The organism is Neobacillus niacini, from assembly GCF_019749295.1.
Lineage (GTDB): Bacteria > Bacillota > Bacilli > Bacillales > Cytobacillaceae > Neobacillus > Neobacillus niacini_D.
The window spans coordinates 401,854-415,019 of sequence record NZ_JACWFG010000002.1 but is presented as its reverse complement, the minus strand read 5'-3'; the positions used below and the strand labels follow the sequence as shown (position 1 = coordinate 415,019).

The 13,166-nt window shown below is 40.9% G+C and carries 11 protein-coding genes; 10 read left to right on the top strand and 1 reads right to left on the bottom strand.

All coding sequences use genetic code 11. From position 1 onward, the window contains the following. Positions 1-110: 110 nt before the first annotated feature. The 9 genes from H0184_RS05675 to H0184_RS05635 all read left to right on the top strand — a co-directional run bounded on the left by H0184_RS05675 (position 111) and on the right by H0184_RS05635 (position 10,493). Positions 111-458, top strand: a complete 348-nt coding sequence (locus H0184_RS05675) for an ASCH domain-containing protein (RefSeq protein WP_221822414.1) — start codon at positions 111-113, stop codon at positions 456-458. 105 nt (positions 459-563) lie between these two features. Beyond that, positions 564-2,294: an ABC transporter ATP-binding protein gene (locus H0184_RS05670; RefSeq protein ID WP_221822412.1), complete on the top strand. Its 1,731-nt coding sequence runs from the start codon at positions 564-566 to the stop codon at positions 2,292-2,294. Next, positions 2,295-4,160 carry an ABC transporter ATP-binding protein gene (locus H0184_RS05665; protein WP_221822410.1) on the top strand — a complete coding sequence of 622 codons (1,866 nt, stop codon included), beginning with the start codon at positions 2,295-2,297 and terminating at the stop codon, positions 4,158-4,160. It begins immediately after the preceding gene. 55 nt (positions 4,161-4,215) lie between these two features. Beyond that, positions 4,216-5,415 (top strand): MFS transporter, encoded by a 1,200-nt coding sequence (locus H0184_RS05660; protein WP_396953574.1) that lies wholly within the window; start codon positions 4,216-4,218, stop codon positions 5,413-5,415. 293 nt (positions 5,416-5,708) lie between these two features. Next, positions 5,709-6,884, top strand: a complete 1,176-nt coding sequence (locus tag H0184_RS05655; RefSeq protein WP_221822408.1) for an ABC transporter substrate-binding protein — start codon at positions 5,709-5,711, stop codon at positions 6,882-6,884. Positions 6,885-7,168: 284 nt separating this feature from the next. Then, a complete protein-coding gene (locus tag H0184_RS05650) occupies positions 7,169-8,047 on the top strand; it encodes a branched-chain amino acid ABC transporter permease (RefSeq protein WP_221822407.1) in 879 nt (292 codons plus the stop codon). A 13-nt stretch (positions 8,048-8,060) separates the two neighbouring features. Then, complete coding sequence (locus tag H0184_RS05645) at positions 8,061-9,032, top strand: branched-chain amino acid ABC transporter permease (RefSeq protein ID WP_221822405.1); 972 nt, start codon at positions 8,061-8,063, stop codon at positions 9,030-9,032. After that, positions 9,010-9,786 (top strand): ABC transporter ATP-binding protein, encoded by a 777-nt coding sequence (locus tag H0184_RS05640; RefSeq protein ID WP_221822403.1) that lies wholly within the window; start codon positions 9,010-9,012, stop codon positions 9,784-9,786. Before H0184_RS05645 ends, H0184_RS05640 begins: the two co-directional genes overlap by 23 nt. Beyond that, the gene (locus H0184_RS05635; protein ID WP_221822401.1) at positions 9,786-10,493 is read left to right on the top strand and encodes an ABC transporter ATP-binding protein; all 708 of its coding nucleotides are present in this window, start codon (positions 9,786-9,788) and stop codon (positions 10,491-10,493) included. Before H0184_RS05640 ends, H0184_RS05635 begins: the two co-directional genes overlap by 1 nt. 52 nt (positions 10,494-10,545) lie before the next feature. On the opposite strand, the gene H0184_RS05630 is transcribed toward H0184_RS05635, so the two are convergent. Beyond that, positions 10,546-12,354 carry a TIGR04190 family B12-binding domain/radical SAM domain protein gene (locus H0184_RS05630; protein ID WP_221822398.1) on the bottom strand — a complete coding sequence of 603 codons (1,809 nt, stop codon included), beginning with the start codon at positions 12,352-12,354 and terminating at the stop codon, positions 10,546-10,548. Positions 12,355-12,646: 292 nt separating this feature from the next. Here H0184_RS05630 and H0184_RS05625 point away from each other — a divergent pair, with 292 nt between their 5' ends. After that, positions 12,647-13,108 carry a DUF2076 domain-containing protein gene (locus H0184_RS05625; RefSeq protein WP_221822396.1) on the top strand — a complete coding sequence of 154 codons (462 nt, stop codon included), beginning with the start codon at positions 12,647-12,649 and terminating at the stop codon, positions 13,106-13,108. Positions 13,109-13,166 lie beyond the last annotated feature (58 nt).

Below are 13,166 nucleotides of genomic sequence, written 5' to 3'. Positions count from 1 at the left end.
TTAAACTGTCCATATTATGGGTTATAGATCATGTGTAACCAACGTTTTTAATAACCTGTTGATAGTGTTAAAATAGATAACAGCACGATTGGAAATAGGAGGATTACAAGATGCAACAGAATGAAAACACTACACTGCCGCCAAAAACATGTTCAGTTGAAAGATTAGTTACGCTAGAAGCAGATGTGAAAAAAGTACTTGCAGGAGAGAAAACTGCAACCCGCAGAAATGGAAGATATGCGGATCCAGGTGAAATCATGATCCTAGAAGGAAAGAAATTTGTAGTTGAGAATGTTTATTCGCAAAGCTTAGGAGAATTAACCGATGATGATGCACGCCGCGAGGGCTACGCTACGGTTGAGGAATACAAGCAATCGATTCTTGCTTACCATCCAGGAATGCCGTGGCTTCCACAAATGCGTGTGTGGGTCCATGAATTTCGTCCTGTAGAAGATTAAGTAAAAGTGTGAGTTCTTTTCATAGGACTCATACTTTTCTTTGCTATAATATCTTTATCATAATGTTCAAAAGATTTCCAAATGACGTTTGGGGTGATAGGATTCATGGGGTTTTTAGTGAAATACATAAAGAAGTATTGGAAGTCTTTTAGCTTAGCACTTTTATTTTTAACCTTTGAAACCATTAGTGATTTGCTAATGCCCACCATCATGGCCAAAATTATTGATGTAGGTGTAGCTGGCAGAGACTTAAATTATGTCCTTAAAATGGGCGGTTTAATGTTGTTGATTACGCTTTTTGGAGCAATTTCAGCTTCCACAAGAAGTGTGCTTGCCAGTATTGTTTCCCAAAGCTTTGGTTCGGAGCTAAGGTCTGATTTATATAAAAAAATTCAAACCCTATCATTTAAGAATATAGACACTTTTGAACGTGCATCGCTAATCACCAGGCTGACCAATGATGTCACACAGGTGCAGGTTTTTGCGAATGGTTTAATGCGGATCTTTGTTAAATCTCCGCTCTTAGGTATCGGCGCCTTAATTATGGCGACGAAGTTAAATCTCCATCTATCAGTAGTTTTAATTGTGGTTGTTCCGATTGTAGCTATTTTTATTATTCTAAACCTAAGACTCGGGTTTCCAATGTTTTCAAAGGTACAAAAGGCTCTTGATCGTGTCAATGGGGTTATGCGCGAATATTTATCCGGCGTCCGTGTTGTCAAAGCGTTCAACACTTTTGATGTTGAGGTTGATAAATTTGATGCAGCCAATGAGGAATTTAAGAAGCAGTCCATTTCTGCTGTAAGGTTAATGGCTGTGTTCAGTCCAGCGATTATGCTTACCGTTAACCTCGGAATTGTAGCGGTACTTTGGATTGGCGGCTTTGGTGTGACGAATGGCAATATTCAAGTAGGTCATATCATTGCTTTTATCAACTACATGACTCAAATTTTGTTTTCATTGATGATGATTTCGATGGTATTTAATATGTTTGTCCGTGCAAAAACTTCTGCTGTCAGGATTAGTGAAGTTTTTGCCAAAGAAGATGACTTAACTTGGAAAAATGAAGTGAACGAAGCCCCTGATGAGAAAGGCAGCATTGTATTTCATGATGTCTCCTTTTCATATGAAGGGACAAGCGGTGAGCCTGTTTTGAAACATATTAACCTTAGTATCCTCCCGGGAGAGACAGTTGGAATTATTGGCTCAACAGGTTCGGGGAAAAGTACGCTTGTAGGTCTGATACCGCGCTTTTATGACGTGAGTTCGGGAAGTATAAAGGTTGACGGTGAGGACATTCACCATGTGGATCCTAAAAGGCTGAGGGAGAAAATAGCGTTTGTTCCACAAAAAACGATTCTTTTTACTGGCAGCGTTGAGGAAAATATTAAATGGGGAAATGAAGACGCATCGATAGAAGAAATTGAAAAAGCTGCAGTCGTTGCTGGTGCACATGACTTTATCGCGGCGTCCCCGGAAGGGTATCAAACAAGGATTGGTCAAGGCGGCGTAAATTTTTCAGGCGGACAAAAGCAGCGAATCTCGATAGCAAGGGCATTGATTAAGAATCCGGAAATCTTGATATTGGATGACAGTACCAGTGCGGTGGACGTCAGTACGGAGACAAGAATTAAGGATGGATTGAAAACATATGCAAAAGGACTTACGTGTCTTCTGATTGCCCAGCGGATTACTTCGATTATGGATGCAGATAAAATTGTTGTTATGGATCATGGTGAAATTGTTGGAATTGGAAAGCATGAGGATTTAGTAAGAGACTGTAAGGTTTATCAGGAAATCTATCAATCTCAAGTGGGTAAGGAGGTGGCACTCTAAATGACAAAGGCAGCGGATAAGTCTAGTACAACTGCTCCTCCGATAAATGTCCCTGGAAGACCTGGCGGCTTTGGAGGTCACCGCCGCGGGGGACCGGTTGTAAAACCGAGGAACTTTAAGGAGACCATGCTGAGGCTATGGCAGTATTTTGGCAATGAGCGAAAAATGCTGGCTATCGTGTTTTTATTTATTTTTTTCAGTGCCGCACTTGCATTACTCACGCCATATTTAATTGGAAAAGCAGTTGATGCGATAAGTCTGAATAACAAGGTTGATTTTAATTTCCTTGAAGTCATGATTATTATATTAATTTCAGCCTTTATTTTAGATGCTGTGCTGTCCTTCATGCAGGGCTGGCTGATGGCTGGCGTGTCACAGCGAATTGTCAAAAGACTCCGGGATACTCTGTTTAAAAAGCTGCAAAAACTGCCTGTTTCCTTTTTTGATAAGCGCACACACGGAGAGTTAATGAGCAGGCTGTCAAACGATATCGATAATGTCAGCTCGACAATCTCCCAATCTACTACTCAGCTGATGTCAGGGGCTATTGTTATTAGCGGTTCCTTCATTATGATGTTAATCCTAAGCCCGATTTTGACAGTGGCAAGTTTATTAACGGTTCCCCTCGTCTTTTTGTTAACAAAGAGTATTGCAAAAAGAACCAGTGTACTGTTTAAAGATCAGCAAATTCAGCTTGGTAAATTAAATGGTCAAATTGAGGAAACGATATCGGGTATTGAAGTGGTTAAGGCATTTAATCATGAGGAAAAGGTGATTTCTGAGTTTGAGGAAGTCAATCAGAGGCTGCGTGAGGTCGGCCTTAAGGCACAGATATGGTCTGGTTTTCTTATGCCCATCATGAACGTAATCAATAATTTGAGTTTTGCCATTGTGGCAGTTACGGGAGGATTCCTTGCGGTAAAGGGGATGATTACGGTTGGTGCTATAGCGAGCTTCATTACTTATTCAAAGCAGTTTGTCAGACCCCTTAACGATCTAGCACAAATCTTTAATATGCTCCAATCGGGTGTAGCAGGAGCGGAACGGGTATTTGAAATTCTTGATGAGCCAGAGGAGACAGATGATGTAAAGGATGCGGTGGTGTTAGAGAAGCCAAAGGGTCATGTTGTGTTTGAAAATGTCAGCTTTGGCTACCGCGGTGATGTCCCAATTTTAAAAAATGTCAGCTTCGAGGCTGATATTGGCAGCAGTACGGCGTTAGTCGGTCCAACGGGGGCAGGGAAAACGACGATTGTGAACCTGTTAACTAGATTTTATGATGTGACAGAGGGCAGGATCTTGTTAGATGGCAGAGATATTAGAGAATACACCCGAGATAGTTTAAGAAGCAGCTTTGGGTTTGTATTGCAGGATACGTACCTGTTTTCCGGCAGTATTAAGGACAATATTAAATATGGAAAGCCCTTGGCCAGTGATGAAGAAGTCATGGCTGCGGCAAGAATGGCGAATGCCGACTCCTTTATTAACCGCCTGCCTAAGAAGTATGAAACTGTTCTTTCTGAAAACGGCGGAAACCTAAGCCAGGGACAGCGTCAGTTACTAGCTATAGCGAGGGTGATTCTGGCTAAGCCGGCAGTACTGATATTAGATGAAGCGACGAGCAGCATTGATACACGTACGGAGCTTCATATTCAAGAGGCGCTGTTAACCTTAATGGAGGGACGAACCAGCTTCATTATCGCCCATCGCTTGAATACCATTCGTGAAGCTGATTGTATTATGGTGATTGAAAACGGTGAAATCGTTGAAAAAGGAAATCACAGTGAGCTTATGAAGCAACAAGGTAAATACAATAATATGTTCTTTAACCAGTTTAAGAATGTTGAAATGGCTGTGGATTCATGAAAGATCAGGGATTAGGGAATAATGAGGTTAATGGTACTCATATAGGGGGCTGTTTATGAAGAAGGAAGTTTCTAACCGGAAATTACTCTGGGTTTCTGGTACAGGTTGGATGTTTGATGCAATGGATGTGGGCATGCTTTCCTTCATTATTGCTGCTTTAAGTGTGGAATGGAGTTTAACAGCGGAACAAATGGGATGGATTGGCAGTGTACAATCGATCGGAATGGCTGCAGGAGCTCTACTCTTTGGGTTAATGTCAGACCGAATTGGCCGAAAAAATGTTTTTATTATTACTTTACTACTCTTTTCAATCGGCAGCGGTATTTCAGCTTTTGCTACATCGATTACAGTCTTTCTGATTCTGCGTTTTTTTATTGGAATGGGCCTTGGGGGCGAGCTGCCTGTTGCCTCGACACTCGTGTCTGAAAGTGTTCCGGCTGAAAAACGCGGGCGGATTGTTGTATTACTAGAAAGTTTTTGGGCAGCCGGCTGGCTGATTGCTGCCGTTATTTCTTATTTTATTATTCCAAAGTTTGGCTGGTCTACTGCTTTGTTAATTAGTGCAACGCCAGCTCTTTATGCCCTATATTTACGAGTGGGGCTGCCGGATTCACCAAGATTTGAAGCGATTAAAGATAAAGAAAAGATTTCTGCGTTTCAAAGTATCGCGAATCTATGGACGAATGAGTATCGCCGCAGAACAACCATGCTGTGGATTGTTTGGTTCTGTGTTGTTTTTTCCTACTATGGAATGTTCTTATGGCTTCCTAGTGTGATGGTTTTAAAAGGTTTTAGTCTTATAAAAAGCTTTGGGTATGTATTGATTATGACACTTGCTCAGCTGCCGGGTTATTTTACAGCTGCATGGGCGATCGAGCGGTTTGGCCGAAAGTTTGTTTTAGCAGTCTATTTAATTGGAACGGCTCTCAGTGCTCTTATGTTTGGAAATGCTGAGTCAACGGCACTTTTAATCACTTCGGGAATCCTTTTATCCTTCTTTAACCTTGGAGCATGGGGCGGATTGTACGCTTATACACCTGAACAATATCCTACAGTAATTCGCGGCACTGGCTCAGGATCAGCGGCTGCTTTTGGCCGGTTAGGAGGAGTTCTTGGTCCCTTAATGGTGGGATATCTAGTGGCTCGTGAAACATCGATTTCAACTATATTTACTATCTTTTGTATATCTGTTTTCATTGCTGCCTTCGCGGTTATCTTTTTAGGAAAAGAAACAAAAAACAAAGTATTAGTATAATGTTTATTGGGAGAGATTTCCAAATGGGAATCTCTCTTTTATTTTTTATCGCAGTATCATTTTATTCCTTTAAAGCGCTAGAGTGACTATATCAACTATTTAACCCTATGCTAATAGTGGGAAATTAGTATTTTATTTATTTTTCAGAATTATAGCAAAATAGCACATCTAAGGACTAGACGAATAGAAATTTATCTTGTACAATGTTTTCAGAATATTATCTTTTTTTAAACTTCTCAGAAGATTTTCCAACTGGATTAAAGAGGACTATTTAATAATAGGGGGTATAGACAGTGAGAAAGAAAAAACTTGCAGGTATTTTTATGTCGTTCATGATGGCGGCAGGTGTGTTGGCAGGCTGTGGAGGTTCATCGAGTACAAGCGGTGAAAAAGACGGCGATACGATTAAAATTGGCGCCAACCTAGAGCTTTCAGGCGGAGTTGCTTCCTATGGTCAGTCCATTGAAGAAGGAATCAAATTGGCATTGGAAGAAATCAATAAAGAGGGTATTGATGGTAAGAAGCTTGAGCTTGTAACCTTCGATAATAAATCTGATGCCGCTGAAGCAACAAGCGGTACAACAAAGCTAATCAGCCAAGATAAGGTTTCTGCCATTATCGGTGCAGCTACTAGTACTAACACATTGGCGCAAGTACAAATCGCTGAGAAAAATAAAATTCCATTGTTAACACCAACTGGAACAAATCCTACTATTACAAATAAAGACGGCGTTCTAAGTGAGTTCGTATTCCGTACTTGCTTTATCGACCCATTCCAGGGTACGGTTGCGGCTAACTTTGCTTCTAAAGATCTTAAAGTGAAAAATGCTGCGATTATTATTGATAGTTCAAGTGACTATGCAAAGGGTCTTGCAGCTGCTTTCCAGGAAGCATTTGAAGCAAATGGCGGTAAAGTGATTAAGGAAGAGGCGTATGTTGCGAAGGATACAGATTTCAACGCCATTTTAACGAATATCAAATCTGCAAAACCAGATTTCATCTTCCTTCCTGGATATTATGAAGAAGTAGGTCTAATCATTAAACAAGCCCGTGCACTTGGTATTGAAGCTCCATTTATGGGCGGCGATGGCTGGGATTCTCCTAAGCTAGTAGAAATTGCTGGTAACGGTCCATTAAACAATACTTTTATCACGAACCACTATTCTTCAGGGGATTCTGATCCAAAGGTACAAGACTTCGTAAAAGCATTTGAAGCAAAATATGATGGAAAATCTCCAGATGCCTTCAATGCATTAGGCTATGATTCATTATACTTCCTTGCTGATGCAATCAAGCGTGCTGGAAGCGGCGACCCTGAAAAAATTCAAAAAGCACTTGAAGAAACAGATGGTCTAGAGTTAGTTTCTGGAACAATGAAGCTTGACGAAAACCACGATCCAATCAAATCAGCAGTAATCCTAGAATACAAAGAAGGAAAGCAAGAATTTAATACAAAAGTAAATCCATAAGTAATAATTACTAAAAGTTATGCTACTTGTGCCACCCTGTTGATTGGAGCGGAAGGCACGAAGACTCCTGCGGGAGGACGGGGCAGGGGAGACCCCACAGGCGCATAAGCGCCGAGGAGGCTCCCCGAACCGCCCTAAGGTGCGCGAAGTGCCTGGAGTGGAAATCAACAGGCTAATTTAAGAAAGTAAAATTTTATAGGTTTCTAATTGAATAGGGAGCAGTTATGTCTCCCTATTCTCTTTCTTACATATTGATTTCCTATTTTTAGGAAGGAGTTGTCGACATGGAAATTATGCAGCAGTTAGTTAACGGGGTTTCATTGGGGAGTATTTACGCGTTGATTGCCCTTGGTTATACGATGGTGTACGGAATTGTTAAATTAATCAACTTTGCCCATGGAGATGTCTTCATGGTCGGTGCTTTTATTGGCTTTTATTCTATTACTATACTAGATTTAGGATTTTTCCCGTCGCTGATCATTTCAATGACAGCTTGTGCGATTATGGGGGTTCTTATTGAAAGGATCGCCTATAAACCTTTAAGGAATGCAACACGGATCGCTGCTCTTATTACAGCTATTGGTGTTTCACTTTTAATCGAATATGGAATGATTTATGCCCGCGGGGCCCAGCCAGAGGCTTATCCTAGTGATATTATTCCAGTGACAAGCTTAGATTTCCTGGGAGTTAAAGTAAGCAGTCAATCATTACTGATATTAGGTACTTCTGTCGTATTAATGATCTTATTACAATTTATCGTTCATAAAACTAAAATTGGAAAAGCTATGCGTGCCGTATCTCATGATATGGATGCAGCAAGATTAATGGGTATCAACGTTAACAATACCATTTCTGCAACCTTTGCTATTGGGTCTGCGTTAGCAGGTGCAGCTGGTGTTGCTTTCGGAATGTATTATACAAAAATTGAGCCGTTAATGGGGATTATTCCAGGTCTTAAAGCCTTCGTTGCTGCTGTACTTGGAGGCATTGGGATTATTCCAGGTGCAATGGTAGGCGGCTTGTTACTAGGTGTCATTGAATCACTTGTAAGTGCTGCTGGCTTCTCTTTATGGAGAGACGGGGTAGCGTTTGTTGTACTAATCTTAATTTTGATTTTCCGTCCAGCCGGTTTACTCGGTAAAAATGTACGGGAAAAAGTGTAAGGGGGCTATGGCGATGAATATTTTCAAGACAGCAAAAGGTTTTTGGACTTCTATCGTTTTAGCCGTTGTTTTTGGTATTGTGATGCAATTTTTAATTACCGGAGAAATAATTAACTTCTTTTATGTAAACACACTTTACTTTATTGGGATCAATATTATTCTTGCTGCCAGCTTACATCTTATTATTGGAATTACCGGACAATTTTCAATTGGGCATGCGGGTTTCCTAGCTGTTGGCGCGTATGCCTCTGCGATTATTACGATGAAATTAGAGCTTCCTTTCGGGCTTGGATTAGTGGCGGGAGGAGTTGCAGCTGCCATTGCAGGCTTAATTATTGGGATTCCTACACTTCGGCTAAAAGGAGACTATCTAGCAATTGCTACACTTGGATTTGGCGAAATTGTCCGGATTGTCTTTTTAAATATTGAATATGTTGGCGGAGCAAGCGGGATGACTGTTACCCAGCTTACGACTTGGCCATGGCTATTTGGAAGTATCCTGTTAACACTCCTGGTTATCAGAAACTTTACTAACTCCACTCATGGACGAGCGTGTATTTCAGTTAGAGAAAACGAAATTGCCGCTGATGCTATGGGGATTAACACTACTTACTATAAGGTTATTGCCTTTGTGATTGGCTCCTTTTTTGCCGGTGTTGCAGGTGCTTTGTATGCACACAACTTTTTCATTATCCAGCCGACGAACTTTGGTTTCTTAAAATCCTTTGATATCTTAATCTTTGTTGTTCTTGGCGGGTTAGGCAGTATGTCTGGTGCGGTACTGGCTGCAATCCTACTGACCATTGTTTCGACATTCCTGCAAAGCTTTCCTGAACTTCGAATGATTATATATAGCTTGGTATTGGTCCTTATGATGATTTATCGCCCTCAAGGGTTGATGGGAACAAAGGAATTGACCTCATTCTTTAAGATTGGCAAGTCTTCCAAAGGAGGAGTCACCCATGACAAAAACACCGTTGCTTAAAGTAAATAATGCCGGTATTCGTTTTGGCGGATTAAAGGCGGTTTCAGATGTGAACCTCGAGTTAAAGCAGGGTGAATTAGTAGGTTTGATTGGACCAAATGGGGCCGGAAAAACGACTTTTTTCAACCTCTTAACAGGAGTATATGTCCCAACCGAAGGCAGTATTGAATTAGATGGAGATAAATTAAATGGCTTAGCACCCTATAAGATTACCAAAAAGGGTATCAGCAGAACCTTTCAAAACATTCGATTGTTTAATGAATTGTCGGTGCTTGATAATGTAAAGGTAGCCTATCATTCACTAGCAAAGCACTCAATTATGAGCTCGATCCTCCGTCTTCCTAAGCACTTTTCCGAGGAAAAGTATATGGAAGAAAAGGCAATTGAGTTTTTAAAAATCTTTAGTTTAGATAATGTATTGCACGAAAAGGCAAAGAACCTGCCGTACGGGCAGCAGCGCCGTTTAGAGATTGCTAGAGCGCTTGCAGCCAATCCAAAATTATTACTGCTGGATGAACCTGCAGCAGGTATGAATCCTCAGGAAACAGAGGAATTGATGAATTTAATCGCGTTAATACGAAAGAAGTTTGATTTAACGATATTACTGATTGAGCATGACATGCTTCTGGTTATGGGTGTATGTGAGCGAATCTATGTGCTTGACCATGGCCAGCTTATTGCAGATGGGACTCCCGAACAAATCAGAAATAACCCAAAAGTCATCGAGGCGTACCTAGGGGAGGAGGTTTCATAATGTTAAAAATTGAAGATATAAATGTGTATTATGGGATTATCCATGCCTTAAAGGGTGTTTCTCTTGAAATTAACGAAGGAGAAATTGTTACCTTAATCGGTGCAAATGGAGCAGGAAAAAGTACGTTATTAAAAACCATCTCCGGACTTCTGAAACCGAAAAATGGTGATATCCTGTTTCAAGGTCAATCCATCTCAGGTAAAGTTGCACAGTCTATCGTGAAACAAGGGCTTTCTCATGTTCCTGAAGGACGTCGTGTGTTTGCCAATATGTCTGTTGAAGAGAATCTTGAATTAGGGGCTTATTTACGAAAAGATAAGCAAGGCATTAAAGAAGACTTTGAAAAAGTCTATAACCTGTTCCCGCGTCTGCTTGAACGGCGTAAGCAGCTGTCTGGTACGTTATCAGGCGGAGAACAGCAAATGCTTGCTATGGGCAGAGCCTTGATGGCACGTCCAAAGCTTTTACTATTAGATGAGCCTTCAATGGGGCTGGCACCGTTGTTAGTAAAAACAATTTTTCGAATCATCGAAGAAATTAATAAGTCAGGCACTACAATTCTGTTGGTAGAGCAAAACGCCAACATGGCGTTATCCATTGCCGACCGCGCCTATGTAATCGAAACAGGCAAAATCGTCCTATCAGGCTCATCAGACGAACTCAACCAAAGCGATCAAATTAGAATGGCTTACCTGGGCGGTCATTAATAGCAGTAAAAAGACGTGTGAGTTGAATTCACACGTCTTTCTTCGCTCTAGATTATGCTTTTACTTTTTGCGGTTCAGCCTCAAGTTTAAATTGATGGCGAAGCTTCGGCTGCAAAGCATGTTTAATTTTAATCATATACTCTTCATAAAGCTGCTCTAATCCAACCAATGCCAGGGAGAAGAAGTTCGCGTAGTTCTTTTGAACCTCCCACTTTAACTCGTTCTTACCGCAGATACTATATTTATTTAACTCCTCAATTTCCTTTTGAATTAAGTCTAATTCAGCCTTCTGCTCTTCCTCAGGAAGTGAAAGTACATAATCGATTTTTTCAATATAGGCCTGTGATTTTTCGATTTTGCCTTTGATTTCATCGTAGCCAGCTTGGTCAATTAGACCGTATTTTAATTTAAACTCATTTAACTTTTGTGCCGAATCGTAGGTTGATCTTACGATATCATCACGTGTCATTTGTGTTGTTTCATAGCTAAGCATATGCTTCCAGGATGGCTGGGTGATCGCCTTGCGGTGGTCCTCAAGCGTATGGCAGAATTTCTTAAAGCCGTGCAGTTCTGGATTTTCAAATGCTGGGCTTGCAGGATCAAGGAACGGTGCAAGTGGCGCTACAAAGTAGAAAAGTCTAGGGTCTTGGTTACAAGCAAGATGGATTTTTTCACAAAAGTCAATGTTCTCAATCGCACTTTGATAGGTCTGACTAGGGATACCTGTCATAAAGAATAAATCAATTTTCTTCGCACCATGCTTTAGAGCAAAATTAAGGGTCTCAATTACTTTTGGATTCGTACAGTTAAACTTGCCATTATAACGTCTGATTTTTTCATCATGTGTTTCAAGGGTAATCTCAATGCTATATTTTGCACAGCTGTCATTCATCATTTGGAAAAACTCTTTGCCCGCGTATTGGAATAATTCAAAGACGATTTCATTTTTAAGATTAAGCTGTTTAAGACGGCTAAAGAACTCTTTTACATACTCACGACCGCCCTGTCGCAGGTCATGCAGGATAAAAATAGGTGCACGGCTGAACCGTGAAATAAACTGAATGTCGTCAATAAGCTTTTCTGGTGAACGCAGTGCTAATGAACTTCTTCCACAATTTTGATCATAGGCATCCTTTGAACCGCCGCAGATTAAACAGTTTTGCGAACAGCCTCTCGCGGTCAATAAGGCGGTGTTAGGGTACTCAAGCCATCCTTTGTACGGCAGCGGATCAAGGAAGTTACGATATTTAAATACAGAGCGGACCGTATAGCGATAGCCTGGTACATCTAGATCATCTAAATCCTTTGGTACATACGTGATAGGATTATAGCCAACCTCACTGCCTTTCTTCCAAGTTAAGTTTGGGATGTCAGCATAGTGAGTATTTCCGAGCTCTAGTTTATTCATCAATAGAAGCATCAGCTTCTCAGTTGAATCCCCGCGCATAACAAAATCAATAAATGGATAGTCGATTAATTCTTTGTGGTAATAGGTTGCGGACAGCCCACCAAAAATGATGGGTTTATCAGGATGGAGCTTTTTAACGATTTTGGCAAGTTCGATACTGCCGTGTGCATGCGGCAGCCAATGCAGGTCTATTCCGAAAGCTCGGGTTTTGATTTTTCTAAGCTTTGTTTCTACATCAAATTTCTCACTCATCAGCATTCGATTTGCGATGTTTATAATTTTTACACGGAGGCCGTACCGTTCTAGATAATCAGCAATACTAGTTAAGCCGATTGGATACATTTCAAATACGGGCGATGATGGAACAACGTCGCTAATGGGACCTGCAAGCAGGGAGTTTTTTCGAAAGTCGTAAACACTAGGTGCGTGTAAAAGGACCAAATCATATTTCATATAAGCCACCCTTTTCTATTTTTTAATATATAGTAGTATTGTGAAGTGTTTCACATAATTTCTTGGTATTAACTGTGACAAAGTGATAAACCGGTCAAATGTTTACTAAAACCACTTTTGTAAATATGTTCTAACTACCTTTATTTTACTATAATAAGGGATTAATAGAGTGACAAACGGGTGACAACAATGTGGAGATTCGGTGTATGGTCTGGCTTTAGGGTTTTCTCTCACCATGTTTTCGTAGATTACATATAGTAAAGGGAAAATATATAAAGGAGGATATATGCCCATGTATTATAATGGTTATCAATTGCCTTTTATCCCTGACCGTTTTGGCGGTGGACAACAGCCCGGATTTCAGCCCCCGCCATTTGGAGGTGGACAGCAGCCTGGATTTCAGCCCCCGCCATTTGGAGGTGGACAACAGCCTGGATTTCAGCCTCCGCCATTTGGAGGAGGACAGCAAGGGTTCCCGCCATTTGGAGGAGGAGCACAAGAAGGCGGGCCGCCATCTTCACCACCACCTTCATACACGCCACAAGAGTCACCCTCTTTATATGCAGTTGACCCTGGAGCAATCAGAGGCTGTCTTTACCGCTTTACCTATGTTTGGCTTAACAACGGCAGCAGTTTCTGGTTTTATCCAACCTATGTTGGAAGAGATTCAATTGCCGGTTATCGTTGGAGAGGATTCCGCTGGGTATATTACGGAACTGATTTAAGAAGAATTCGATCATTTAGATGCTCATAGTTTGAAAGCAGGGTTTGAATCAAAGGATTCATCCCTTTTTTTATTATTTCGTCCGCGA